The organism is uncultured Planococcus sp., from assembly GCF_947501725.1.
Lineage (GTDB): Bacteria > Bacillota > Bacilli > Bacillales_A > Planococcaceae > Planococcus > Planococcus donghaensis_C.
In genome coordinates this window covers 18,493-45,413 of record NZ_CANMXD010000002.1, presented here as the reverse complement: position 1 = coordinate 45,413, position 26,921 = coordinate 18,493, and the positions used below count along the sequence as shown (strand labels likewise).

22 protein-coding genes and 3 riboswitches are annotated in these 26,921 nt (G+C 47.9%); of the genes, 3 read left to right on the top strand and 19 right to left on the bottom strand.

Annotation, left to right across the window (positions count from 1 at the left end; genetic code table 11):
- Positions 1-55: 55 nt before the first annotated feature.
- The 16 genes from metH to sat form a co-directional block, all read right to left on the bottom strand.
- On the bottom strand, positions 56-3,493 hold the full coding sequence (gene metH / locus Q0785_RS02590; protein WP_298824977.1) for a methionine synthase: 3,438 nt from the start codon (positions 3,491-3,493) through the stop codon (positions 56-58).
- Positions 3,474-5,333, bottom strand: coding sequence for a bifunctional homocysteine S-methyltransferase/methylenetetrahydrofolate reductase (locus Q0785_RS02585; RefSeq protein ID WP_298824974.1), 1,860 nt, complete (start codon positions 5,331-5,333; stop codon positions 3,474-3,476). Before Q0785_RS02585 ends, metH begins: the two co-directional genes overlap by 20 nt.
- 72 nt (positions 5,334-5,405) lie before the next feature.
- A riboswitch (SAM riboswitch) is annotated at positions 5,406-5,510 on the bottom strand.
- 266 nt (positions 5,511-5,776) lie between these two features.
- Positions 5,777-6,526, bottom strand: coding sequence for a DUF6544 family protein (locus Q0785_RS02580; protein WP_298824971.1), 750 nt, complete (start codon positions 6,524-6,526; stop codon positions 5,777-5,779).
- A gap of 182 nt (positions 6,527-6,708) precedes the next feature.
- Complete coding sequence (locus tag Q0785_RS02575; RefSeq protein ID WP_298824968.1) at positions 6,709-7,296, bottom strand: hypothetical protein; 588 nt, start codon at positions 7,294-7,296, stop codon at positions 6,709-6,711.
- Between the two features lie 89 nt (positions 7,297-7,385).
- Positions 7,386-8,588: an MFS transporter gene (locus Q0785_RS02570; protein WP_298824964.1), complete on the bottom strand. Its 1,203-nt coding sequence runs from the start codon at positions 8,586-8,588 to the stop codon at positions 7,386-7,388.
- Between the two features lie 205 nt (positions 8,589-8,793).
- A complete protein-coding gene (locus Q0785_RS02565) occupies positions 8,794-10,023 on the bottom strand; it encodes a threonine synthase (RefSeq protein WP_298824961.1) in 1,230 nt (409 codons plus the stop codon).
- An 84-nt stretch (positions 10,024-10,107) separates the two neighbouring features.
- Positions 10,108-11,823 carry an assimilatory sulfite reductase (NADPH) hemoprotein subunit gene (gene cysI / locus Q0785_RS02560; protein ID WP_298824958.1) on the bottom strand — a complete coding sequence of 572 codons (1,716 nt, stop codon included), beginning with the start codon at positions 11,821-11,823 and terminating at the stop codon, positions 10,108-10,110.
- A gap of 32 nt (positions 11,824-11,855) precedes the next feature.
- The gene (locus Q0785_RS02555; protein ID WP_298824955.1) at positions 11,856-13,697 is read right to left on the bottom strand and encodes an assimilatory sulfite reductase (NADPH) flavoprotein subunit; all 1,842 of its coding nucleotides are present in this window, start codon (positions 13,695-13,697) and stop codon (positions 11,856-11,858) included.
- 279 nt (positions 13,698-13,976) lie between these two features.
- Positions 13,977-14,786, bottom strand: coding sequence for a uroporphyrinogen-III synthase (locus Q0785_RS02550; protein WP_298824952.1), 810 nt, complete (start codon positions 14,784-14,786; stop codon positions 13,977-13,979).
- Between the two features lie 22 nt (positions 14,787-14,808).
- Positions 14,809-15,561 carry a sirohydrochlorin chelatase gene (locus Q0785_RS02545; protein ID WP_298824949.1) on the bottom strand — a complete coding sequence of 251 codons (753 nt, stop codon included), beginning with the start codon at positions 15,559-15,561 and terminating at the stop codon, positions 14,809-14,811.
- 12 nt (positions 15,562-15,573) lie between these two features.
- Complete coding sequence (gene cobA / locus Q0785_RS02540; RefSeq protein ID WP_298824946.1) at positions 15,574-16,350, bottom strand: uroporphyrinogen-III C-methyltransferase; 777 nt, start codon at positions 16,348-16,350, stop codon at positions 15,574-15,576.
- Positions 16,351-16,436: 86 nt separating this feature from the next.
- Positions 16,437-17,150 carry a phosphoadenylyl-sulfate reductase gene (locus tag Q0785_RS02535; protein WP_298824943.1) on the bottom strand — a complete coding sequence of 238 codons (714 nt, stop codon included), beginning with the start codon at positions 17,148-17,150 and terminating at the stop codon, positions 16,437-16,439.
- 198 nt (positions 17,151-17,348) lie between these two features.
- Positions 17,349-17,465, bottom strand: a riboswitch (SAM riboswitch).
- 135 nt (positions 17,466-17,600) lie between these two features.
- Positions 17,601-18,416 (bottom strand): 3'(2'),5'-bisphosphate nucleotidase CysQ, encoded by an 816-nt coding sequence (cysQ, locus tag Q0785_RS02530; protein ID WP_298824938.1) that lies wholly within the window; start codon positions 18,414-18,416, stop codon positions 17,601-17,603.
- Positions 18,416-19,018, bottom strand: a complete 603-nt coding sequence (gene cysC, locus Q0785_RS02525; protein ID WP_298824935.1) for an adenylyl-sulfate kinase — start codon at positions 19,016-19,018, stop codon at positions 18,416-18,418. The genes cysQ and cysC overlap by 1 nt, the downstream gene beginning before the upstream one ends.
- Before the next feature lie 11 nt (positions 19,019-19,029).
- Positions 19,030-20,808, bottom strand: coding sequence for an SLC13 family permease (locus Q0785_RS02520; protein ID WP_298824933.1), 1,779 nt, complete (start codon positions 20,806-20,808; stop codon positions 19,030-19,032).
- Positions 20,809-20,826: 18 nt separating this feature from the next.
- A complete protein-coding gene (gene sat / locus Q0785_RS02515) occupies positions 20,827-21,990 on the bottom strand; it encodes a sulfate adenylyltransferase (protein WP_298824930.1) in 1,164 nt (387 codons plus the stop codon).
- Between the two features lie 135 nt (positions 21,991-22,125).
- Positions 22,126-22,231: riboswitch (SAM riboswitch) on the bottom strand.
- A 233-nt stretch (positions 22,232-22,464) separates the two neighbouring features.
- On the opposite strand from sat, the gene Q0785_RS02510 reads away from it, so the two are divergent.
- Complete coding sequence (locus Q0785_RS02510) at positions 22,465-23,097, top strand: NAD(P)-binding protein (protein ID WP_298824927.1); 633 nt, start codon at positions 22,465-22,467, stop codon at positions 23,095-23,097.
- Between the two features lie 49 nt (positions 23,098-23,146).
- Here Q0785_RS02510 and Q0785_RS02505 read toward each other — a convergent pair whose 3' ends face one another.
- On the bottom strand, positions 23,147-23,665 hold the full coding sequence (locus tag Q0785_RS02505; protein ID WP_298824925.1) for a DUF1456 family protein: 519 nt from the start codon (positions 23,663-23,665) through the stop codon (positions 23,147-23,149).
- A 118-nt stretch (positions 23,666-23,783) separates the two neighbouring features.
- A complete protein-coding gene (locus tag Q0785_RS02500; protein WP_298824923.1) occupies positions 23,784-23,996 on the bottom strand; it encodes a hypothetical protein in 213 nt (70 codons plus the stop codon).
- Positions 23,997-24,192: 196 nt separating this feature from the next.
- On the opposite strand from Q0785_RS02500, the gene Q0785_RS02495 reads away from it, so the two are divergent.
- The gene (locus Q0785_RS02495; protein ID WP_223634957.1) at positions 24,193-24,708 is read left to right on the top strand and encodes a CarD family transcriptional regulator; all 516 of its coding nucleotides are present in this window, start codon (positions 24,193-24,195) and stop codon (positions 24,706-24,708) included.
- Positions 24,709-24,792: 84 nt separating this feature from the next.
- Here the strand turns inward: Q0785_RS02495 and Q0785_RS02490 are convergent, their stop codons facing one another.
- Positions 24,793-25,257, bottom strand: coding sequence for a winged helix DNA-binding protein (locus Q0785_RS02490; protein WP_298824913.1), 465 nt, complete (start codon positions 25,255-25,257; stop codon positions 24,793-24,795).
- A 176-nt stretch (positions 25,258-25,433) separates the two neighbouring features.
- Between Q0785_RS02490 and Q0785_RS02485 the strand changes: the two genes are divergently transcribed.
- Positions 25,434-26,843, top strand: coding sequence for a GH1 family beta-glucosidase (locus tag Q0785_RS02485; RefSeq protein ID WP_298826111.1), 1,410 nt, complete (start codon positions 25,434-25,436; stop codon positions 26,841-26,843).
- The last annotated feature ends 78 nt before the right edge of the window (positions 26,844-26,921 follow it).

The window sequence follows — 26,921 nt, the reverse complement described above, 5'->3', positions numbered from 1 at the left end:
CTGCTGGTCTGTCTTATGCCCAGCAGAGCTAAACGGCCGTTTCCGCTTTTCCTCATTAATCCACAATAAAATACCGTGCATCCGGATGGGCGAAAACCATTGCCGATACCGATGCTTCCGGATCCATCATGTATTCTTCTGTCAGATGGACGCCGATGTCTTCAGGCTTGATGAGATTGAATAGTTTTGCCTGGTCCTCTAGGTTCGGACAAGCCGGATAGCCGAAGGAGAAACGCTGTCCTTGGTATTTTGCTGCAAAACGATCACGCATCGAGAAGTCCGTTGCGTCCGGGAAACCCCATTGGTCGCGGATTTCCTGATGGATGCGTTCGGCAAAGCCTTCAGCCAATTCCAGTGCTGTCGCTTGGAGGGCATGGCTTTCCAGGAATTTGCCCTGCTCTTTCAAACGCGTCGCTTCGTCCCGTACTCCGAATCCTGCTGTCACCTGCATAAAGGCTACATAATCCATTTCGCCGCTGTCCACCGACTTTAGGTAATCAGACAGGCACAGGAATGGCGGAGCCGATTGGCGTGGGAACGTGAAACGTTCGATTTCCGTTTTAGCGTCTTTCGGATCGTAGATGATGACATCATCGCCGTCGCTTTGAGCTGGGAAAAACTGATAAAGGCCGGATGGCTTCAACAACCCGGAACCCAGGAAATCAGTTGCCATTTCATGCAGTTGCACAGCACGCGGATCGCCCTGCGCCAAGGTTTTATCACTATAGCCTTTCAGCCCAAGGTGATGGCCGATCAAGGTGCGCATATTGACGTATGGATACAGATGCGCCACCGAATAATCCTTCAGCACATGGCGCCGCAAGTCGTTCGGTACAAAGACAGGTACATCTTCACGGACCGTCTTGACCGGCTTCTCGGCAACTGCGACAGCCGGTTTGGCTGCGCGCACCGCTTCGGAAGCCTGGCGTTTTTCCTGCTGGGCATCCAGTTCCAGCAAGAGCTCGGCTTTGCCAGCCCCGCTTTGCAGGCGGTTGGCCAGGTCCAGCCCTTGCATGGCGTCTTTCGCGTAGATGACCGGTCCGTCGTATTCCGCTGAAATCTTGGTTTCCGTAAAGCGTCGTGATAACGCCGCGCCGCCAACCAAAATCGGCACATCAATGCCCGCTTCCTTGAAATCCTGCGCGGTGATGACCATTTGCTTCGCTGACTTGACCAGCAAACCTGATAGGCCGATCATATCCGGCTTTTCTTTCCGGATGACTTCGATCAATGTCGCCGGCGACACTTTTATGCCGACATCGATTACTTTAAAGCCGTTATTGCTCAAGATGATCTCAACCAGGTTTTTGCCGATGTCATGGACATCGCCTTTCACCGTAGCCAGTACGATTTTACCTTTTCCGGAGTCGTCTTCTTTCTTCTCCATGAATTGTTCAAGGAATGAAACCGCCGCTTTCATGACGCCGGCACTTTGCAGCACTTCGGCGACAATCAATTGGTTGTCGTTGAACAACCGGCCAACTTCGGCCATCCCTTTCATTAAAGGTCCATTGATGACATCCAGCGGTTCATCGTACATTTCCAGCGCCTTTTCCAGATCCGGAATCAGGCCTTCTTTAGTTCCTTCTATAATGTAATAAGCCAAACGGTCAGGCACCGTTTTCGGGATGTCGTCTTCAGTCTTCTCTTTTTTCTTGTCGCGATAGAAAGCCGTAAAATCAGCCAAGGTTTTATCTGTCGTCGTAAACAGCAATTCATTGGCCATATCGATTTCCTGTTTTGGAATCGATGCATAACGCTCCAGTTTTTCCGTGTTGACGATCGCATAATCCAAGCCTGCCTGTGTGCAATGGTATAGATAGACCGCATTCAACACTTCACGGCCCACCGGCGGCAAGCCGAATGACACGTTGCTGACGCCCAGGATGGTCAAAGCGCGCGGCATTTTTTCTTTGATCAGGCGGATTCCTTCGATGGTTTCCACAGCCGATCCGATATACTGCTGATCTCCTGTACCGACCGGGAATACCAGCGGATCGAAAATGATATCTTCCGGTGCCAGCCCCCATTTATTGACCAGTAGATCATACGAACGTTGGGCAATTTCCAGTTTCCGCTCACGCGTAACCGCCATGCCTGGCTCATCGATTGTTCCGACGACAACTGCTGCGCCGTATTTTTTCACGAGCGGCATCACCGCATCAAAACGCTCTTCCCCGTCTTCGAGGTTGATCGAGTTGATGATGGCTTTCCCTTGCGAATATTTCAGCGCCACTTCGATGACTTCTTCATCAGTGGAGTCGATGACGAGCGGCACTTTGACTTTTTTGACGACTTCTTTCATGAAATTGGTCATGTCTTCCACTTCGTCACGGTCCGGGTTTGCCAGACAGATGTCGATGACATGCGCACCATTCTTTACTTGTGCACGGGCAATTTCAGATGCCTCTTCAAATTGGCCATCAATGATCAGCCGTTTGAATTTACGGGAACCGATGACATTGGTCCGCTCTCCGATGAAAAGGGGACGCATGGTTTCATCGTATTGCAGGGCTTCAATGCCTGACACGACATGGCCATGATCGACAGGATCCGGTTTTCTTGGCGCCAGGCCTTCCATGGCTTCACGGACTGCCTTGATATGTGCAGGTGTTGTTCCGCAACAGCCGCCCACTACATTCAACCATCCTTTATCGGCAAAGCCCCGCAGTTTTTTCGCAAGGGATTCCGGCGTTTCGTGGTAATGCCCGTCTTCGTCCGGCAGACCCGCGTTCGGGTAACAACTGACGTAGCCGTCCGACAGCTCAGACAGCGAACGGATATGGTCCGTCATGAATTCAGGTCCGGTGGCACAATTCAAGCCGACCGATAACGGTTTAACGTGTTCGATCGAGATATAAAACGCCTCGATGCTTTGGCCCGCAAGCGTAGTACCCATCGGTTCGATGGTTCCGGACACCATGATCGGCAATTCGATTCCGGTTTCTTCAAAGGCTTGTTTGATGCCGATCGTCGCTGCTTTGACATTCAACATGTCCTGGCTCGTCTCTAAAAGGATCAAGTCCGCTCCGCCTTCAATCAATGCCTTGGCTTGCACATAAAAGTTTTCCAGCATTTCATCGAATGTGGCACCGCCAGTAACCGACAATGTTTTCGTCGTCGGCCCGATAGCACCCGCCACAAAACGCGGCCATTCCGGCGTTGAAAAAGCAGCAGCCGCTTTTTTGGCGATTTCCACCCCGAGCCGGTTGATTTCTGCTGCCTGGTTCCCGATTCCATACTCATCCAACACGATCGGCGTTCCACCGAACGTATTGGTGCAAAGAATATCAGCTCCCGCTTCCAGATAAGCTGTATGAATGTCTTCAATAACCTCCGGACGGACAATATTCAAATATTCGTTGCAGCCGTCGAATTCATCTCCACCAAAATCTTCAGCGGAAAGATCGGCGTTTTGGATCATCGTTCCCATAGCTCCGTCGATGATCAATATTCTCTTTTCCAGTTGTTGTTCAATAAGATGTTTGGGCATGGCTGGCATCGCTCTCTTTCTGTTGATCTAGTTGTCTGATATAACGAATCAATTCTACGGTCATGTCGTAACGGACAAACGGCGTAATCAGGTAGATGCCATGGAATAGCTCCGCCGCCGTATCGATCAATTCCTTCGCAATCTGGATGCCTTCCGCAGTAGCACGTTCTTTGTCTTCCCCGCATGCGCGCATGCGCTCCAGGGCATCTTCCGACAGTTTGATGCCCGGCACTTCATTGTGCAGGAATTCCGCACTGCGGATGCTGGTCAACGGCATTACCCCGATAAAAATCGGCGTATCCAGATGTTTGGTCGCTTCGTGGATCTCAACGATTTTCTCTTTTGTATATACCGGCTGCGAAATGAAATAATCCGCACCGCTTTCAATTTTCTTATCAAGTCTTGCCACTGCCCGGTCCAGTACACGGACATTCGGATTGAATGCCGCCGCTACCGAGAAGTTGGCTTTTTTCCGCAACGGCTTGCCGGAAAATGAAATGCCTTCATTGAGCTTTTTGATCAGCTGGATCAATTCCATGCTCGACACGTCATAGACGCTGGTCGCTCCCGGGAAATCACCGACTTTGGTCGGATCGCCCGTCACGGCGAGTATATCATGGATTCCGAGCGCATCGAGCCCCATCAAATGCGATTGCAGTCCGATCAGGTTTCGGTCGCGGCAGGTGATATGGGCAAGCGCCCGAATATCCTGCTTATGCTTGAGGATCGATCCCATCGCCATATTGCTGATGCGCGGCGATGCCAGTGAATTGTCCGCCATCGTTATGGCGTCCACTCCAGCATCATTCAAAGCGGCAGAGCCCTCCAGGAATTTGGTGGTATCCAAATGGCGCGGTGTATCCAACTCCACGATGATGGTCCGTTCCGTTTTGGCTTTTTCATGGAGCGGCTTAACTTCCAACGCTTCCGCTTCACGGATGACAATCGGTTTCCTTTCGGTGACTTCCTTATGGACGATCGGAGGCAATTGGCCTAGGTGTTTTTTCACCGCTTCAATATGCTTCGGCGTCGTGCCGCAGCAGCCGCCGATCAATCGGACACCTTCTTCCCTCAATAACAAAGCAGCCCGTCCGAAATAATCCGCTTCCGATTCATAGACGATCCGTCCATCTTCCACATCCAGCAGGCTGGCATTCGGATAAGCAGACAGAAACGCTTTTTCAGGCAAGGTGACTTCATCAAAAGCCTGAATGGTATGGTGCGGCCCAAGACGGCAGTTGACGCCGACAATATCGGCTCCAAGCGCCTCCAGTTGATGCAGCGCGTCATTCAAAGACATACCGTTTTGCAGAATCCCCGGGTCGTGCATGGAAACTTGGGCAATCAGTGGTGTATCAGTGATTCCTTTCAGGTGCTTGACCGTTTCCGCGAGTTCTTCGAAATCGTAATAAGTTTCCAGCAATAGGCCATCAGGATTTCCGGCAAGCAAATGGCTGGCCTGTTGATCGACCATCGCAATGATTTCCTGCAATGTGGCATCGCTTTTGCGGATTCCACGGATGCCTCCGATAGTCCCGAATACAAATTGGCCACCGGGCGCTGCCGCACGTTTGGCGATGTCGATTGCGGCTCTATTGATATCCGCGACCTGTTCTTCCAGACCGTAGCGCGCAAGCTTGGCTGCGTTCGCTCCGTACGTATTGGTCTGGATGATATCCGCTCCGGCTTTAATGTAATCCAGGTGGATCTTCTCAATCACTTCCGGCCGCTGCAAATTCAGTTCCTCGTTGCAATACTCGATGCCGTACGAATACAGCAAGGTTCCCATGGCCCCATCTGCCGTCAAAATCCTGGTCTTCAACTCGTCTAATAAACCCATCCTCTTCAACCTCCCATATATACAAAAAAAGCCTTCATGAAAAAGAAGGCTTTACGATATCAAACTCGTTCCTTTTCATCTGCCAGACAATGACTTGCCTGCTGGATTTAGCACCTGACCTTTCGGCTGGTTGCTGAAGTTTCATAGGGCCAGTCCCTCAACTTCTCTTGATAAGAATTCACTATTCTGTTTTAAGTATTCTAAATATGGTACCTGTATCTGATGGGCAGGTCAAGGCGATCTGTCAAAAAACAATGAAATTTCTGTGATTTTTTTCACAATCCCTAAATAAAACGAAAAAAACAGCTCCCTGTACCATTTTCTCCTAAAAAAAGGCTTCGAAATTCCGGGCTAGGATCTGTATAAAGAAGGGGAATTTCCGTGTTCTTCGCATTGATCTAGAATATGTTTGCATTTTCATTTCGGATTCCTCACTCACGGTTTCAAGTATTGAACTGAAAATCATGCGCCTGAAATTTATACCAGGCGAACGTTCCTTCTTCCAACTCCCAGCTGATCTCCATGTCCACCGGCACCTTCAATCCATCCACCTGTTTGTGCTCGTTGATGCTCCCTGTGCATAGCAGCGGACGCGCATCTTCTCCACTTTCTTTATAGCGCCAGGCCTCCACTTTCAGCAGCTCGTAATGCTCATCAAAGAAGTAAGTCGCGGAACCGGTCAGAACGCCATAATTCATGGTCGCCGTTGCGGAATATGCATCCACTTCCTGCCAGGAAATGAACAGACTGAGCGCCGCCGACGGATACCAGGCCAGCTCCATCAAGTAGCGCTGCAGAGCCGACTCATTCGTCTTTTCATTGTCGTCTGATCTGGAAATCGGCAGAATGCCGGCAAGTTTGATGCGCATATCCGCCTTGCCTTCCTGAAAGCTGTCTTTACCCGTCACCGTCAGGCCTTTCCTCATTTTCATCTTCACTGACCAATGAAAAGCAGGCGGATCCGTGAAGCTGATTTGTTCCGCTTCGGAAGCGGTCCACGTTTTCTGTTCGGGTTTCAATTTCATCATTCCCGATTGTTTGAGCTTCACGGAATCGATTTTTTCATGGCCGACCGCCCCAATTGCTTTAAGCCAATTCTGGACAGGCGATGGAAGTGATCCAGTCATTTCCGCTGTAAGTATGTTCCGAGCCGCAAAGCCGGATTCTATTTTCTGTGTTCCTTTTCCCTCCATTACGACCACCCCTTTACTCACTATACCTTTTATCTTAATAAATAAAGCGCAATGATGATAAATTATGGACAAAGAAATTTCAGTCATGTTAAAGCAAAAAACCAGTCAGGAAGAATTCTTCCTGACTGGTTTTCAATTCGAATGCAGCAGCCGAACTTCGGAATTCATGAAGTTCATTCAAATCAAAAAAGGCTCTGCAATTCCTTTACTGGCAGCAAATCAGGCTGGCCATTATAGCTGACGAATTCGATTTCCCCGATGCGCATTCCTGCATTGTATTCTCCGATGATGGTATCCAGCAGAATAAAAGAAGCGGAGATGAATTCATCTTCATTTTCTTCGGTAAAGCCTTTTATGTACAGGATCAAGTTGACTTCATCGCTATTGCTTTCTTTTTCAAATGTGCAGAAGATATCATCCCATGCCAATTCAATATCGCCATATTCAATGGAAACCTCTTCGTCCTGCTTTTGCCGAAAGGCGATGATGGCAAAAGAATCGAGCTCAGGTGCCTGGCCGACCAACTCGATGACATCGTCAAAAGCCTCCACCATGCCATCCGCACTGATGATGAATTCCCGCTTCCCATCCACCAGAATCTCACTGAGTTCAAATGCCAGATGCCGGTTAACCTTCTGCAACTTCTTTTCCAATTGGCTGAAAAGTTTCCCTCGGCCAGAATCGTCCAATTCAAAGAATGCTTCTTTATTGTCTGCAAACCATTCCCAGAAAGCTGCTACCTTATTTTTTCTCTTCGGCAACCAATTCATTCCGCTATCCCCTTTGCATCCAGCAATTATATTATTTCTATCATAATCATAATTATCGAAAAATGATAGTTCTTTTTATCCACAAAAACCTACTTTTCGCTTCTTCCCGCTGTTTCGTATAGGCTGAATTTCACCATGGAGACTATGCCTAATGCAGGACCGATACTCAGCAAAATAAACACCCATTCCCACCCGATCAAGCTTTGCACAACAGGAATCAAGTTGATCGAAAAAATTGTGACCAAAAATCCGATGCACATCTGAAACGTCAAAGCTGTCCCCAGGTAAGGAGCCTCCGCAAATTCCGTCACCGCTGCTGAAAACTGGGCTGAATCGGAAATCACAAACATTCCCCAAATGACTGCCACGAGAAGCGTCAACCAGAAGGACTGCCCGAACGTAAAGCCGATAATGATGGAACAGCCGCCACTGACCAGCAGAGAAAGAATGGTCAGCCGCGACCTTCCTAAGCTGTCTGCGGCCATCCCTCCCAAAACACAGCCGACTGCTCCGGCAATTCCAATGGACACAAACGAGGCTAAAGAAATAATTTCCGGACTGATCTGGGAAGAGCTGCTGGCGAAACTGGCCGCAAGAAATACAGGGAGCCATGTCCACATCGCATACAATTCCCACATATGGCCGAAATACCCGTAATTCGCCAGCATAACCGGTTTATTGTGCAGCACTTGTTTTATTAGTTTAAAAGAAAAAATTGTCTTTTGTGATGAAGTTGGTGCGCCTTTCACCACCCAGTTCATAATGCCTGCTGCAGCCAATGCCAACAAGGAGCTGATAATGATAACCAACTTCCAGTCCACAGAGGAAAAAAGGAGACTGATGAAATGGGGCAAGGATGAGCCCAAAGTCAGCGCCGCAATCAAAATCCCAAGCGCCAACCCTCTTTTTGAGGGGAACCATTGAGAAAGTAATTTGACTGCTGTCGGATAAACCCCAGCAAGGGTCACTCCGGTCATGATCCTCAAGGCAATTCCGATCATGGCACTGTCTGCAACGATCAACAGGCCATTGATCAGTGCACCCGCCAATGCGGAAAGCGCAAACACTCTCCGGGCATTAAAGCGATCTGCTATACCGAAGGAAACACTGATCAATGTACCGATGATAAAGCCGGCCGGAACAGATGCCGATAACCACGCCTCTGTCAGTACGGTGAGATTCCAAAGCTCCCTCAACTCCGCCCCAGTGACGCTCGCACTGAACCATAGACTCAATGCGAAAAGTTCTGCTATGGCAATCCACATTAAAGCCGTCCATTTCCCCTTGCCCATCATCATTCTCCTTCCGCGAAATAAAACATTCCTTCTTTTCTCCTAATCATAGAATAGTAAAAGAAAATATGATAGCTGTTAAAGAAAACGGCATCCCCCTACTTAAATCGCCTCCTACAAAAAAAGCCTTTCATCAGTTGAATGTTCTGATGAAAGGCTTGGAAATTATGATTTTCGCTCTATTGTATGCTATACCGACTAGACCTCAGCTTTTAGCTATCGCCTCTTTTGTAATCGATTCTCCTATTTCCAAAGTCGGCACATCGATGTTCACCGTATCTGGGTATTTGATGCCTGCTCCGGTATTCAACGCGACGACCGTTTCACCGTCTTTGATCCAGCCCTGTTTACGCAACTCACGGATTGCCACAAAGACCGCTGCACCTTCCGGACAAATGAAAGACCCTTCCAGGCGAGCAATTTTTGCCTGTTCGGCAAGCATGGCTTGATCATCTACTGCAATGGCACAGCCTGCGGTCTTATAGATGGCATCCAATACCAGAAAATCGCCCAGCGCTTTTGGCACGTTGATTCCAAAAGCCTGCGTGCTGGAATTTGTCCAGAATTCGGACTCGTTCTTCTTTTCTTCCCAGGCTTTCACAATCGGCGCACAACCTGTTGCTTGAACGGCTACAAGGCGCGGCAAATCACCTTTGGTCCATCCTAGTTTCTTAAGTTCATTGAGTGCTTTATAGATGCCGATCAAGCCGACACCACCCCCTGTCGGATAAAGGATGACGTCCGGCATTTCCCAGTCCATCTGCTCAGCGATTTCCAATCCCATCGTTTTTTTGCCTTCAATCCGGTAAGGCTCTTTTAAAGTCGAGGCATCGTATAGGCCAAAATCCTTTACAGCCTGCCCGACGATTTTCCCGGCATCGCTGATCAAGCCGTTAACCAGATAGAGATTAGCACCCGACAATGCCACTTCATTGCGGGTGATTTTCGGTGCATCCTGCGGCATGACGATGGTCGATCGGATGCCAGCTTTCGCGCCGTAAAGCGCCCAGGCAGCACCCGCGTTGCCGTTTGTCGGCATCGCGAACTCCTTGACGCCGACTTCTTTAGCTTTCGAAATCCCCACTGCCGCTCCCCTGGCTTTGAATGTGCCGGTTGGAATCAGCCCTTCGTCTTTCATATAGAGGTTTTCTACGTCCATATCCTTGCCAAGGGTCGGCATCGCGATCAAAGGCGTCATGCCTTCGCCTTGCGATACTACATTCGCTTCGTCTTCGACTGGCAGCATTTCATGATATCTCCATAAGGTAGGTTGCCTTTTCAATAACTCTTCCGGATTCAAAGCGGCTTTCAATTCATCCCAATGGTAATCCACCAGTAACGGTGAACCGCATGTACATAATTGATGCTGCTGTTCTGTATCGTATGTAGCCTCGCATTTCGGGCAGTAAAGATGGGAAACATAACTGTATTTCAAATTGAGCACTCCTCTCCCTTTGATTTTCCTGACAACAATAGCCCGGAAATCACCCCCGGGCTATTGAATGGATCTTATTTGATTTCAGCTATGGAAATTGAGGCCTGATGTGACCGGCGCCACATAACCGGCACGGATGACGAAATCACCAAAATGTTCGTTTTCCTCGCGCTCTTTGGCGAATTGGAAGAAAATCGGCTTGAGTGTCGCTAAAATTTCTTCTTCTCCGATATTCTCGCGGTACATCTTGTTCAGGCGGTCGCCTGCAAAGCCCGCACCCAAATACATATTGTATTTGCCGGGCGCTTTGCCGATAAAACCGATTTCCCCAAGTGCAGGGCGTGAGCAGCTATTCGGGCAGCCCGACATGCGGATGATGATTTCTTCATCACGCAGACCAGCTTCGTCCAGCGTATCTTCGATCTTGCTGATCAGCACCGGCAAGTACCGCTCGGCTTCAGCCATTGCCAAACCACAAGTCGGCAAAGCCACACACGCCATCGAGTTCTGGCGCAGCGCTGAATTTTCTTTGCCGTCGGTCAAGCCGTATTTCTCAACCAAGGCATCGATTTTCTCTTTATTTGTTGCCGTAACATTGCTGATGATCAAGTTCTGGTTGGCAGTCAGGCGGAATTCCCCCGTGTGGACATGGGCAATTTCGCGAAGTCCTGTCATCAATGGGTAGCCATCAAAATCTTTGACGCGGCCGTTCTCGATGAATAACGTCAAATGCCATTTCCCATCGCTTTCAATCCAGCCATACCGGTCGCCGTTTCGGTCGAATTGGAACGGTCGCTCTTGTTCAATCTCCCAGCCTAAGCGCGTGTTCAGTTCATTTCTGATCCAATCAAGGCCCAGTCTGTCGACAGTGTATTTGAAACGGGCATTTTTCCGGTCCGTCCGGTTGCCGTAGTCACGCTGAATCGTAAGAATTTTTTCACCGACTTCATTGACTTTGTCCGGCGGGCAGAAGCCAATGACACGCGCCAATTGCGGATACGTGGCGGTATCACCATGCGTCATACCCATTCCGCCTCCGACTGTCACGTTGAAGCCCTGCAGCTTGCCGTCTTTCAAGATGGCGATAAATCCGAGATCCTGCGAATAGATATCGACATCATTGGCAGGTGGAATCGCAAAACCGATCTTGAATTTCCTAGGCAAATAATAGCGCCCGTACATCGGCTCCACTTCTTCTGCTTCATTGCTGTCGACAACTTTTTCTTCGTCCAGCCAAATTTCATGATAAGCTCTTGTTTTCGGCAGCAGGTGTTCACTTAATTCACGGGAAATGTCATAAACTTCTCCGTGCACATCCGACTGATATGGATTGGATGTCGACATGACATTCCGGTTGACGTCGCCGCACGCGGCGATTGTGTCCATCAAGGCATTGTTCATTTCCTGGATCGTGCTCTTCATATTCCATTTCAGGATGCCATGCATTTGGAAGGTTTGGCGCGTCGTCAGCTTCAACGTGCCGTTGCCGTGCGTGTTGGCCAGATTGTCCATCGTCAGCCATTGATGCGGCGTTGCCACACCTGCCGGCAGCCGGACACGGATCATGAATTGGTAGGCAGGCTCAAGCTTCTGCTGGGCACGTTCGTTGCGGATATCCCGGTCATCCTGCATATAGCTGCCATGGAATTTCAACAGCTTGGTGTCTTCATCCGGAATCGAAGCCGTCAGGCGCTCCGCAAAGCTTTGTTCAATATTGCCCCGTAAATAATTGGTTCTATCTTTAATGACCTCCATTTCACTTGGAGTGCCTTCTATGTCAGTCAACTCTTTAATTTTCATGATAAGCCCCTTTCAATGTTGAGCGGTTCTGCTTAATAAACATCGCGCAAATAACGTTTGTCGCTGCGCATCGAAGTCAGATATTCTTCCGCTTGTTCCGCACTCATATTGCCTTCCTGCTCCAAAATGGCCGCTAGCGTAGCATGGACATCTTTGGCCATGTATTTTTCATCGCCGCAGATATAGACATTCGCGCCGGCTTCCAGCCATTGATACACTTCCTGGCTTTTTTCCATCAAACGGTGCTGCACATAAATCTTTTCAGCCGTATCACGGGAAAAGGCAACATCCATTTTCGTCAGAACGCCATCCTTCAGCCATCTTTGCCATTCGGTCTGGTAAAGGAAATCGGTGACGAAATGCTGTTCACCGAAGAACAGCCATGCGTCTCCCTGAGCATCCGTTTCTTCGCGTTCTTCCATAAAGGCACGGTAAGGGGCGACTCCTGTTCCGGCACCGATCATGATGATCGGCGTTTCCGGATTTTCAGGCAAACGGAAATTGTTATTGCTTTGGATGAACACCGGCAAGCTTGCGCCGGCTTCTGAGCGTTCTGCGCATTGTGTCGAGCAGACGCCTGTCCGTTTCCGCCCATTCGCTTCATAGCGCAAAGCACCTACAGTCAGATGCACTTCATCCAGATTTGCTTTGGAACTGCTGGCAATCGAATACAGGCGAACCGGTATTTTGCGCAGTATTTTAATGAATTCAGCAGCAGGCGTTTGCCACGGACCGAAATCTTTCGTTAAGTCGATCAGGTCTCTTCCATAGATATAAGCCTGCAGCTGTTCTTTGTTTTCGGGCTCCAATAGATCGGCCAAGGCATTGCCTTCTGCAAAAGCTGCAGCTTTTTCAAGCAAAGGCTTCGATAGGCTGGTGATTTCAAAAGTAGTGATCAAAGCGTCGCGCAGGGAGCTTGTATCGCCCTGCTTATTGATGGAGACCGTGTCTTCCGGATTCCATCCTGCTGCAGCGATCAATTGGTCAACCAGTTGATCTTCGTTTTCAGGAACGATCCCCAAACTGTCGCCCGGCTCATATTGCAGGCCCGAGCCTTCCAGATCCAGTTCCAGGTGGCGCGTTTCCTTATTCGAACCACGGCCATTCAAGTTGATATTCTCCAAAACTTCCGCGTTGAACGGATTGCTGCGGGAATAAGCCGGCTGTTCAGCCGGTGCAGTTTGCTGCGTACCTGAAGCAGCTGCTGGAGCGCCCGGACGATCTGTTTCTCTGTCTTTATTCAGGACACTGAAAACACCGTCAAACCATTCTTCTGCCGGTTCTTCAAAGTCCAGATCGGCATCCACGCGTGCGTGGATCCGGTTGGCACCCAATTCCTCCAGGCGCTTATCGAAATCTTTGCCTGTCTGGCAGAAAAACTCATAAGAGCTGTCACCAAGAGCCAGTACCGAGAAACGGACATCTTCAAGCTTAGGCGCCCGCTTGCTATATAGGAAATCATAGAGGGCAAGGGCATTATCGGGCGGGTGGCCGTCTCCATGCGTACTGGTGATGACCAGCAAATCTTCGACTTTCTTCAGGTCCTTCGGTTTAAACTCATCCATCGGCGTGAGCTTCACCTGGTAATCTTTGTCCTGCAATTTTTTCGAAACCTCTTTGGCGACCGATTCGCAGTTGCCTGTGTGGGATCCGACTAAAATAGTGATTTCACGGGTAGCGACAGGTGCGCCGCCTTGCTGGGCGTACCATTCCAATCCCGGTTGTTCCTGTACGGCCACTGTAGCAGCTGACTGGGACCCGGCCAGATAGCCGTTCAGCCAAATTTTCTGATTGTCGGTCAGCATCGGCAATAAGCGATTGATAAGCTCTACCTGTTCCTGATCGAATGGACTGTTCATTGTCTGCAATTGCAAATTGTTTCACCTCGAAATTAGTTTATTTTTTGTAATTAATTCACAATAAGAAGCGTTGGGTTGAAGAAATCACTACGGGTGTATGCTTTCCGGGGGGCTTGCGCCGAACTAACTCGGGCTGCTGCCCGAGTGGATTTCGGAGCTTCGCTGCTCCCCCAGGAGTCACCACCCTCCGCTCTTTCTTCTAAGAGTTGTGCAGTTAGAAACAAATATAAGATAAATTGCTGTTTACTTAATTAAGATATGAAGCAAACAATCATCAATCTATGGTGTCTATCTTCACACAGGCTGCTCGCGGTAATGATGGTCAATCGCTACGATCATCGCCCCCATCTTTTGATGTTCGGGCTGCAGCACTTGTTTGATGCCATTGCTTTCGAGCTCCTTGGCGGTGACTTTGCCGACGGCTACTGCCAGCACCTGGTCATTGAAAGCCTCGATCAGCTGCTTGCTTTGATCTGGATCAGTGAATATATTCCGGACCTGCGTTTTACTGGTAAAGACAATGGCGTCCAAGGACTGTTCGATGATGGATTGCTTCAACTGCTCCACTACGAGAGCGTCTGGTTTTTCGTAGGAATAAGGGCGGGATAAGTAGACGGTATGGCCATTTTCCTCCAATATGCTTTTCAGCTTATCGTCGTCCTGGTCATAGGCCTGCAAGAAGATCCGCTGTGGGCTTTTGCCTTTATACTCTTCATCTAACGCTGCTAATAGATTGTCCATTGTTCCATCTGCTGAAACATGGATCGGCTCTAAACCATATTCTTTGATCCACTTCATCGTTTTGCTGCCGCGAACGGCCAATTTTGTTTCTTTCAGTTTATCGATATAACGTGATTGAAGGCCGATGCTTTCTGCTGAATCCGTTAATGTTCTTGCTCCGATGCCGGTCGTGAAGATGGCCCAGTCAAAAGATTCGGCTAAAAAATCCGTGATGTTCTGTGCGCTGATGTCTTCGTTTAGCCTCTGCCTTCCCTGAATCGGGAGAATGACAGGAGTGCCGGACTGCTTTTCAATGAGCAGGCTGATTTCTTTTGCGGCACGTACGGCTGCCACACCTATTTTCTTTCCGGCCAATCCATTCATATTCAATCTCTCCTTCCGCCGTTCACCATGCCGGCTGCTGCTCGTTTTGCAGCGCTTCATGCACGCGTTCTGCGAGGGCATCCACCATAGATGGATGATCGCCTAAATATCCACATAAGATAATCTGCTGTTCATCTGACGACAATCCGCTGATTTTCTTCTGCATCGATTTCACCAGAAGTCCGGTGAACCATAAATAAGGGACAACGAAAATCTGTTTGCTGCCGGAATTGATGGAAGCTTGCAATCCTTCATCAAACGACGGGTCAGCTGCAGCCAAATAGCAGACGTCCACATTCGCCACATTTGCTTTCACTGCCAGTTTCGCAGCAATCTCCTCAACCGAACGGGTGATTTCCGAGCTTTTCCCGCCTCTTCCAACCAATAGGACCTTCGCTTCAGGCAAGCGTTGCACGCCCGTTTCCTGTAGACGTTCGGCTAAAATCTCTACGAGCCGGTCCTGCACGCCCAGCGGTTTTCCATACGTAAAGCGGATGTCCGGATAGCGCGATGTCGATTTTTTGACTTCATCTGGAATGTCTTCGTAATAATGTCCGGCACTCAGAAGCAGAACTGGAACGACGGCAATCGCTGTAGCGCCCTGTTCGACTAGACTGTCGATCCCTTCGCCAATATCGGGACTAGCCAACTCCAAAAAGCAGGTTTCATGTAGAGCCACATCAACTTTTAAGTGAACCTGCTCCATAAACGCCATCGCTTCCTGGCGTGTTTCCTTCACACGGCTTCCGTGGCTTACATATAAAACAGCTTGCATATCACCATCTCCTTATCCAACATGGGCGGCAAGCTGGAATTGCTGTTCGTCCTGCAGCTGCTCATACCATTGCAATTTGTCTCTTAAGCGGACCACTTCCCCCACCACGATCATCGATGGGTTCTCGAAATCCTTGGCGTTTCGAACAATGTCCTCAAGCGTTCCAGTAACTGTCCGCTGCCGTTCTGTCGTACCCCATTCAATCAATGCAATCGGTGTCGTCGGTTTCAACCCATGGCGCATCAAACGGCCGCAGATTTCCGGAAGCTTGCTGACGCCCATATAGATGCACAATGTATCCATACTTTTAACGACATGCTCCCAATATTCATCCTGATCGACGCCGACTTTGCTGACCCCTGAAATAAAAGCTACGGACGAACTGTAATCGCGGTGGGTGACCGGGATTCCTGCATAGGCTGGCGCCGCGATCCCCGCTGTGATTCCCGGAACAATTTCAAACGGAATATTATGGTCCACCAGTGCTTCCGCTTCTTCTCCGCCTCTCCCAAAAACAAATGGGTCGCCGCCTTTCAGGCGTGTCACGGTTTTGCCCTGCAGCGCAAACCGGCAAAGCAGCTCGTTGATTTCTTCCTGTTTCAATGAATGGTTATCGGGTTTTTTGCCGCAATAGATCAATTGCGCGTGTTCTTTCGCTTCGTCCAGCAATTCCTGGTTTATCAAGCGATCATAAAGGATGACATCAGCCTTCTGGATGGCCTTCAACCCTTTCACTGTAATCAAATCAAGGTCGCCTGGACCTGCACCAACTAAATAAACTTTTTTCATAAGCTTCCTAGACTCCTTTTTTTAACCAGAGAAACGAAGATTCCGCCATTTTCTGATCGTTGATTTCCATCATCCTGCTGGCCTTATTATGTATGCAGGCCACATTCGGTTTTCGCAAAACCTTTCCATCTTCCGTCGCGGCTGTCGCCATCCGTTGTCACGGCGAATGAACAATGTTTGCAGCCGATGCTCGGATAGCCTTCATCGTGCAAAATATTATATTCAAGGCCGTTCAGTTGGATATACTGCCAAACATCGTCCCATGTCCAGTGGATCAGCGGGCAAACCTTAACAGATTTGAAGCGGTTGTCTTTATTGATGAAATCCGTTTTGCTGCGGCTTTCCGACTGTTCTCTTCTCAAGCCCGAAATCCATGCCTGTGCACCGGAGAGGGTCTGTTCAAGCGGTTTGACTTTACGGATATCGCAGCATTTATCCGGCTGGCTGTTCCACAGTTCATCGCCGAACTGGCTGGCTTGCTCTTCCAGCGTCAATTCCGGTTTTTTCATGCGGATGTTCAATTTCGGGTAGCGCTTCTTAACCCGTTCAATCAATTCATAGGTTTGGTTGAAGTGGACGTCGGTGTCCAGGAACACCACTTCCGCATCGCTTTTCACCTTGGAAATAAGATCGATCAATACCATGCCCTCCGCTCCGAAGCTGCAGGCATAGACAATATTCTCTCCATAGGAATCATAGGCCCATTCCAGAATATCAGCGGCACCTTTCAGCGTATCGGTCGGTGCCAGTTCCTTAAATGGATCTCCAGTAAATTGCTCGTACGAAACAGCGTGGCTCATCCTAACTTCCTCCTTCAAACTTTCATGAATTGATTTAAGCATTTTCAATAATTACTACTATGCTTTAGATATTCCGCCTAGAACGATTTCTTCGAAAGCAAAACAATAAATTTCCTGCCATAAAATATAAAATAAAAACCCTCTCTTCCAATGGAACAAGAAGAGAGGGAGCCAATGCGCAATTGCAGCAAGCCTGTCTTCTTATCTTCCAGATCCGTTCGGGACCTGCTGGAATTGGCACATTATCCCCAGTCAAAGACTGAAGCTGTTGCCGAGGCTTCAAAGGGCCAGTCCCTCCACCTCTCGTGATAAGAAATACCTTATAAGTTTACTAGGTTTTATGATTTGTCTAAATACTAAAGCAATAAAAGATAACTGTCAATAAAACTCTGAAAATATCATTTATTTACTCGTGTTATTTTTCTTTCTCCTTTTCTTGGCTCTTCAAAATCATGAGTTCTTTCCTGCTGCCAAAAACCAGCCATTTGTCAGGCTTTCCTGGTTATAGGAAAATCGGCTTTGATCTTTGGCGCATTGCACGAGTCCGCCTGCCGCTTCGACAATCGCTTGTCCAGCAGCTGTGTCCCATTCCATCGTCGGCGCAAAGCGCGGGTAATAATCCGCCTGCCCTTCGGCCACCAGGCAAAATTTCAGAGAGCTGCCAGCCGATACACGTTCAATCGATTGCCCTTCATTGGCCAGCCGTTCAATAAATTCATGTGTTTCAGCCGACATATGAGAGCGGCTCGTGACGATCCGGGTTTTATCCCCCGTTTTTTCAGCGGATAGGGAAATGCTTTTTTCACGCATTACATCAACGTTTTCAAACCTTTCAGCAGAAGCATCTTCCAGTTTATAGGCGCCCTTATTGTCTTCACCAAAATAGAATACATCGGTCGCCGGCACGTAAATAACGCCGAGAACTGGATAGTTTCCTTCTATTAATGCGATGTTAACTGTAAACTCGCCGTTCTGTTTGATGAATTCCTTGGTGCCGTCAAGTGGATCCACAAGCCAAAACCGCTTCCAGTTTTTCCGTTCTTCATAAGGAATTTCACTGCCCTCTTCGCTCAGCACCGGTATTTCCGGATAGATGTTCTTCAGCCCTGCATCAATTACGCGGTGAGACCGCTGATCTGCGATCGTCAGCGGCGAATCGTCCGCTTTTGCCTCAATAGTCAGTTCCTGCCCATAAACCGCCATGATTTCCCGGCCTGCTGAGAGGCTGATTTCGAGCAGTCGATTCAGGTCAATGCCACTTGCCATTAGCCCAGGTAGCCTGTTTTCTTCAAATAATCGATAATCACTTGAACCGATTCTTCCAGTGACTGCTTATCGGTTTCAATGACGATTTCAGGTTTCACCGGTTCTTCATAGGGTGCATCGATGCCGGTAAACCCTTTGATTTCTCCGGCTCTGGCTTTTTTATACAGGCCTTTCGGATCGCGTGCTTCACAAGCATCCACACTGCACTTCACAAAAATTTCGATAAACTCATCTTCTTCAAGCAGCGCACGGACTTGATCGCGGTCTTCCTGATACGGAGAAATGAAAGCGGTCAAAGTCAATACCCCGGCATCGCTCATCAATTTTCCGACTTCACCGATGCGGCGTATGTTTTCAGTCCGGTCTTCCGGACTGAATCCCAGGTTTTTATTCAACCCGTGGCGGACATTGTCTCCATCCAACAGGTAGGTGCGGATTCCAAGTGCGTGGATCTCTTTTTCCAGAGCAACGGATACCGTCGATTTCCCTGAGCCCGATAATCCCGTAAACCACAAGACCCCGCTTTTGTGATTATTCAATTTCTGTCTATCCTTTTTTGTAACACTGGATTCATGCCAAACGATATTCGTTGATTTGCTCATTTTTTCTCCTCCTAAAACCAGTAATAGTATACGATTCCAATGGTAACCGACATGACTAGAATACTAAGGGGTGTCCCTACTTTGACGTAATCTGTGAATTTATAGCCACCCGGTCCATAGACGATCAAATTGGTCTGATAGCCGATTGGTGTGATGAAACTGGCGGATGCGGAAATAGCGATAATGACGGCAAAGCCCATTGGGTCAAGCTGCAGATTGCTGGCCATTTCAATGCCGATTGGTATCATCAGGACCGCCGCCGCACTATTGGTGATCAATTCTGTAAAGATGCTGGTCAGCAGATAAACTAAAATCAGGATGGCCAGCAGGCCGAATGGTTGGCCGATTGCCAACAGCCCGTCTGCCGCCCATTGTGCCAAACCCGTTTTGGTCATAGCTGCCCCAACTCCGAATGCACTGGCGATCAGCAGAAGTACATTGAACTGCACATCGTTTTTAGCGTCTTCCATTGAAATCGATTTAGTCACCAGCAAAATCAGCACTGCCAATGCCATGGCTTTGAACATGCTCAACCAACCGACAACAACCAGGATAATGGCGCCCAGTAGCACCAGCAATGAAAACCAACCCACGAATCGGCTTTCCTGCAGGGATTTCGGTGTCTTCATGGAAGAGACGACATAAAAGTCATTGGACTGCTGGTACTTTTCCACAAAACCCGTTCCGGCGAGCAGCAGCAGCGTATCGCCCGGCCGCAGAATGATATCGCCCACTTTGCTTTTGATGCGTTCATTATTGCGATGAACGGCCATAACACCGGCATCATAGCGCGAACGGAATTGGGATTGCTTGATGGTCTTCGACAGCAGCGAAGATTCATGGGAAACCACTGCTTCCGCAAGCTGTGTATTGCCATTTTTCAAATCTTCCAACTGAAGATCGGTTCCCGTCTTCAATGTCAGGCCTTTTCTTTTTTGCAAATCGGCAATGGTGGAAATAAGTCCTGTAAAAATCAGGCGATCTCCAGCCTGGATAACGGTTTTGGAACTGACCGATGAAATCCGGGCATGATTCCGAATGATTTCAATCAGGTACAGTCCCTTCAAATCACGGAGCTTCGCTTCTTCAACCGTTTGACCGGTATATGGAAACGTCTCTTCCACTCTCATTTCAGCGATGTATTTCCGGGAGTCTTCAGCGACCTTCTTGCTGAACCCCTTATTTTCAGGCAATAGCATATTGCCGACGGTAAATAAATAGATCAAGCCGACAATGGTGATCGGAATGCCGACAATCGCCAATTGGAACAGGGAAAATCCTGGCAGTCCGTAATCGATCAGCATGCCGTGAATAACTAGGTTCGTCGAGGTTCCCATCAAGGTGATGGTGCCTCCTAAAATCGTTACATACGATAAAGGAATCAACACCTTGGATGGTGCAATATTCCTTTCTTCACACCATTTCTTCAATAATGGCGTCAATGTCACAACAATCGGCGTATTATTCAAGAAAGCCGAAAATAGCGGGAGCGGAAGAAAAATACGGAACAATGACCCTTTCAGGCTTTTGCCCTTGTTCAGCCAGCCGATCATCATCTGGTCAATCAGGCCATGCTTTTGTACGGTACCGACAACGATGAACAATAATGCAATCGTCAGCATTCCTGGATTGGAAAAGCCGCGCAATGCTTCTTCTGTCGTTAAAATCCCTGACAGCAGCAAAACCACCAATGCAGAGAACACGATCATATCCGGACGGGCGACTTCAAACAGCAAGGCACTGACCATAGCAACGATGACAATTAGTACAAAAATCATTTCGACTGACATGGGCAACCATCCTTCAACTTAGTTACTTACTACGGTCTCCCGCAAGCCTTTGATAAGAACATCCGCCACTTCCGGACGGGAAAATTGTTTCGGTGGCTTCTCCCCGTTGCGAAGCAATTCACGCACTTTCGTACCGCTCAAATGGACATGATTTTCTGCCGTATGCGGGCAGGTTTTCGCTGTTGCCATGTTTTCGCATGTATTGCAGTAGAATGAATGCTCGAATTTGAAGATTTGAATGCCCAGTTCGTCTTCGAACTGGCTGATGAATTCCTGCGCTTCGTATGTGCCGTAATAATCGCCGACACCGGCATGGTCGCGGCCAACGATGAAATGTGTACACCCGTAGTTCTTGCGGACGATGGCGTGAAGAACCGCTTCTTTCGGTCCCGCATAGCGCATTGCTGCAGGATAGATGGCCAGGCGCGCACGATCTGCAGGATAGTAATGCTTCAAGATGACCTGGTAGCTTTCCATCCGTACCGCTGCTGAAATATCATCGGATTTCGTTTCGCCCACGAGGGGGTTCAACAGCAATCCGTCAACCACTTCCAATGCTGCTTTCTGGATGTACTCATGTGCCCGGTGCACCGGGTTGCGCGTCTGGAAACCGACAATCGTCTTCCAGCCCAAATCCTGGAACAACTGACGCGTTTCAACCGGATCCAAATGGAACTCTTCAAATTCGCTGTGATCCGGACGATTCAATAAAGTGATCGGTCCGGCCAGGTACACATCGCCGCGTTCGTATAATTTCTTAACACCTGCATGTGCTTCTTCGGTCGTTCCGTAGATTTTTTCCGCTTCCAACCGTTTGTCGTAAGCGTATTTCTCCTTCAGTGCGAGTGTTCCGTAAATCACACCGTCTTCGCCTTTCAGCGCAATTTCGTCGCCGACTTGGTAGCTGTCCGCTTCTTCTTTGGTGACCGACAGTGTAATTGGCACGCTCCAAACCGTGCCATTGCTGAGGCGCGATGTATGTACCACACTTTCATAATCTTTTTGTCCAAGGAAACCGGTTAATGGGCTGAAGCCTCCGATGCCGATTAGTTCGAGATCCGAGATCGCCCAATCCGAAACGAATAATGAAGAAAGCGATTCTGCATTTTTCAAGGCCTTTTCTCTTTCCGTGCCTGTCACCTGTCTGTTTACCAAATCTCCACCGTGTGCTCTACTAGTCATTTCATTACCTCCAAGGTTAGTTTTGAATTGCGCTGTTCATTTCGAAACCATTCTGAAACCAAACTTCCAAAGCGTTCGAACAAAAAGAAAAGGACCCTCTTCGACAAGAAGAAGGTCCGGAAAAACAAAACAATCTTCTTATCTTCTAGGCTGATGAAGCCTATTGGAGTTAGCACCGTTTCCTTATAGGAGGGTTGCTGAGACATCAAAGGGCCAATCCCTCCGTCTCTCTTGATAAGAACGCATATTCAATTTTGATGAGAATTGTTTGAAATGTTTGATTTCACAAAGTATATAATAGACTATTCCGAGTGTCAAACTATGTTTTAATTTTTTTTTAGACTTTTTCCAGGAAAGCTGCCCTGCCAAAGGCTAGCGCAAGCAAAATTATTTTGATTAGCTGATGAATAGTTTCTGTTCAACGCAGAGAGGAATATTTTTGATAGTATTAGGAGAGGTAAGGAGGCGGAGAAGATGACGGTACTTCCCATCATGATTGAGTTGGCAGAAAAAAAAGTGATTGTAGTGGGCGGCGGACGCATCGCCAAACGGAAGCTGAACGCTTTGCTGGACAGTGGAGCTGTGCTGACCGTAATCAGTCCCTCCGTGACACCGGAAATAAAGCAGTGGGCTGAAGAAGGTAAAATCCAATGGAAACCAAAAAACTTCGACCCAAAAGAGGCTGAAGAGGCTTTCATGATGATCATCGCCACCGATGACCCCGTTGTCAACGCGGCCGCAAGAGAAGCTGCACCTCCGCACTGCCTGATCAATGCTTCCACTGACGCCGAGTCTGGAAATATTCATTTTCCGGCTCATTTCAAAAGAGGCAAATTGAGCATCGCGGTTTCAACGAATGGCGCCAGTCCTATGCTTGCGAAAAAAATCAAACAGGATCTGCAGACTCAGTTTGACGAAAGCTACGAACACTATCTTGAATTTCTTTTTGAAGCCAGACAACTCCTGAAACAAACCCAGCTTTCTAAAAGCCGGAAAGAAGAATACTTGCGCAGCTTTCTTGCTGAATCGTTTATGCAGGAAGAGACTCAGCAAGAAACTCTCCATGAATTGCAGCTGCTCGCAACTGAAAAAAAGGATTCGGAATAACTCTTCCCGAACCCTTTCACCCCTACCGCTTATAGATCTGTTAACCAGCTCATTTTCTATACTTGATCGCCAAGCCCTTAAGGAAGTTCCGTGCGTAGCGATCGCCGCATTCTTTATAGTTTTTGTGGCCCACTTTCCGGAGCAGTGCACCCAGCTCACCTCTTGATACGGTTACACCAGCCAAATCCCAAATCTCCAGCATATCTTCACTCGTGAGCTGCAAAGCGATTTTCACTTTCTTCAGCAATAGGTTGTTGGAGCGCTCGTTCGTCAATGCTGGGATTTCAGGCTGTCCCGGTTTCGGCTCCTGACGTCCTCGTTTGAAAATGATGAAACCATTCAAGAACGACTCAAATAGATGATCGTCCGCTTTGATGTAATCGTCGGTTTCCTGTTCGGCCCAGATGCTGTCATTGTCTTCCTCATCGCTTTCAGGCGTTTTCGTCAGCACTTTCAGCACTTCTTCCTTGCTCAGTTCAACGCCGCCCAATTTGAAGATTTCGACCATGTCATTGTTTTTTATATCCAGCGCATAGCGCAGTCTGATCAATAAATCATTGTTATCCATTGTATTTGCCTCCTGTTAAGTTCCGGTGATAGTCCATATCCACAATAAATCCACTACTAATAATAGCACATTATCGCGCATCAATCAGACTTACCTGAAGACAGCAAAAAAGACAGTTTCAAGTGACTGCCTCATGGCTTTCTTTATTTTTCACTGCTTTTAATTGCTTCACTTTATCCTGCAGATCCATGATGATTTTAAGGGACTCTTCATCGTCTATTGACTCTTCATAGAAAAACTGTAAATCCCGCTCCATGTCAGCCAAGCGCTCATTATAATGCTTCAGTTTTTCGGCGATGATCAAACGCTTTGCTTCTTCTATCGTCTTCATTTTTCTTATACCTCCACTTTGGCAGCCCGTAAGTCGCCTCGTATTATAATTCCCTGCTTCTGCCTGTTCTAACCCAGTTTTCCATGACATTTGTATGTCTTTTCAAAAGCGCTCCGCTTAATTGTCAACTAAGTTTACAATTAGGTGGACTTGTGTTATAATAAAGGAAGTTGAGATATATTTTAGGAGGAAAAAAATGTTCACTATTGGAGACCACATCATTTATTCCGCCCATGGCCTATGTAGAATTGACGATATTCGTGACGAAACAGTTTCAGGTGTCACGAAAAAATATTATAAATTGCATCCTTTGGAGAATACCTTAGTGACCATCAGCACACCTGTCGATAACGAAAAGGTGGTCATGCTGAAGCTCCTCCAGAAAGAAGAAGCCCTTGCTATCGTCGAAAGCTTCAAACAGGATGGGGCCGAATGGGAAACACAGCCAAACTCACGGCTGAAGCAATATTCTGAGCTCATCAATTCAGGAGATCGCCTGCAGATCGCAAAAGTCGTCAATACCTTGATGCGCAAAAAATTCGATGCCCAGCTTGAGAAGACGACACTTTACGAACGCGACTACAAACTGCTGAATAACACGCAGATCATTCTCTTTAAAGAACTTGCCCGTGCTTTGGACACCAGCTTTGAAGAAATCAATAAGCAGATCAATGACCTGATCAAGAATGATCAACCGCTTCCTACCTCATAAAAAGTCCATATTGGACATTCCTTATAAAAAAGAACGCCCTGCTTCATCAATGGATTGATGAAGCAGGGCGTTCTTCAGTTCGGGTTAGATTCCCCAATCGGCTCTTAACAGATCTTTGAGGACTTTCATTTGGTCTTTGCCGATTTTTTCTGCAATTTTATTTTCCAGCTGAATTTTCAGCGCTTCGTGTTTCTCGTAGTATTCTTCTCCTAAAGCCGTTAAGCGAATGCATTTTTCTTTTCTATTGTTCTCCACATTCTGCACTTCCACCAAACCTTTGGCTGCCAGGTTTTTAATGAATTTATGAATCGCTTGGCGGGAAATGTCCACATTTTTAGTGACAGATGCAATGGTGGGCTGCTTTTTATAGATTTTGGCCATGATATACCATTCAGAGTTTGAAATATGGATTTCGCTTGCGTCATTCCATGCGCTTTCCGAAATTCTCCGTGTTGCGATATGGCGCTCGCTCAATAAGTCAATCAAATCCAAGTTCTGTAATTCCACGTCCGGGGTCAAACGGTTCACTCCTATCATCTTCTTCGCCATTTAATATACCCATTCCGTTAAGCGAAGTCAATTTGTAGAAATACTTATGCACGGTGGAAAGAATTGCTTCAAGTTCCTCCACACGCCTTTATTTCTCGCTCTCTGCTCTCTACTGCTATAATTCAATTAACAAATGCAGATGGAGGGCTTTTACTATGAAAAATGATGAAGTTCAACTGAAGTTTCCACATGATTTTTTATTCGGCGCAGCTTCCGCTTCCTATCAGGTGGAAGGCGCTTCTGATGAAGACGGCAAAGGGCCGACCAACTGGGACGTTTTTTCCAAGATTCCCGGCAAAACATATGAAGGAACAAACGGCGATATCGCCGTCGACCATTACCACCGGTATAAAGAAGACATCCGTTTAATGGCGGAGATGGGCCTGGAATCGTATCGTTTTTCTGTCTCGTGGGCGCGTATTTTCCCTGACGGTGATGGCGAAGTGAATGAAAAAGGCCTGGAATTCTACAACAACCTGATTGACGAATGCCTGAAGTACGGCATTGTCCCTTTCGTTACGTTGTATCATTGGGATCTGCCGCTGACGCTTGAAGAAGATGGCGGGTGGACCAATAAACGGACAGCCAGAGCGTTCGTCAACTATGCAGAAACCTGTTTCCGTTCCTTCGGCGATCGGGTCAAACATTGGATCACCTTCAACGAAACCGTCATGTTCTGCGGATTAGGCTATTTGAAAGGCGCCCATCCGCCAGGCATCCAAAACGACGAAAAGAAATATTTCCAGGCGACCCATAACGTCTTCTACGCCCATGCCATGGCAGTGGAATCCTATAAAAAGCTGAGGCAATACGGCGAAATCGGCATTACCCACGTATTCCTTCCAGCCTATAGCGTCGACAATCGCGAAGACAACATGAAAGCTGCACAGCACGCCAATGAATACGAGACGAACTGGTATTACGATCCCATCTTAAAAGGCGAGTATCCTCCCTATGTGGTCAAGCAACTGGATGAAAAAGGATGGACCCCCGACTGGACACAGGAAGAACTGGACACCTTGCGGAGAAATGCCGACAATAACGATTTCATCGGACTCAATTATTACCAGCCCATCCGAGTGGAGAAAATCCATGAAGCAGTTTCTTCGATAGAACACTCAAGAGAAACCTCCACCTTGGTTCCCGGCAGCCCTTCTTTCGACGGCTATTACCGGACAGTCAAAATGGATGATAAAACCTATACCAAATGGGGTTGGGAAATCTCGCCACAAGGATTTTTGGACGGGCTCCATATGCTGAAAGCGCGCTACGGCGACGTCAAAATGTATGTTACAGAAAACGGGCTGGGCGATGAAGACCCGATCATCGATGGCGAAATCGTCGATGTCCCGCGCATCAAATACATTGAAGAGCATTTGAAGGTCATTAAAAGAGCCATCCAGCAGGGCATCAACCTGAAAGGTTATTATGCCTGGTCGGCAATCGATCTGCTGAGCTGGCTGAACGGCTTCAAAAAACAATACGGTTTTATCTACGTCGATCATAAAGACGGACTGAACCGTAAGAAAAAGCTTTCGTTCCATTGGTATAAGCATGTGATTGAGACGCGTGGGGAAGAGCTCTAAATCCTCTAACCCCAAAATAAAACCATCCCGTTGTGAAATGAATCGATTTCGCAACGGGATGGTTTTTCTTTTGAGCAG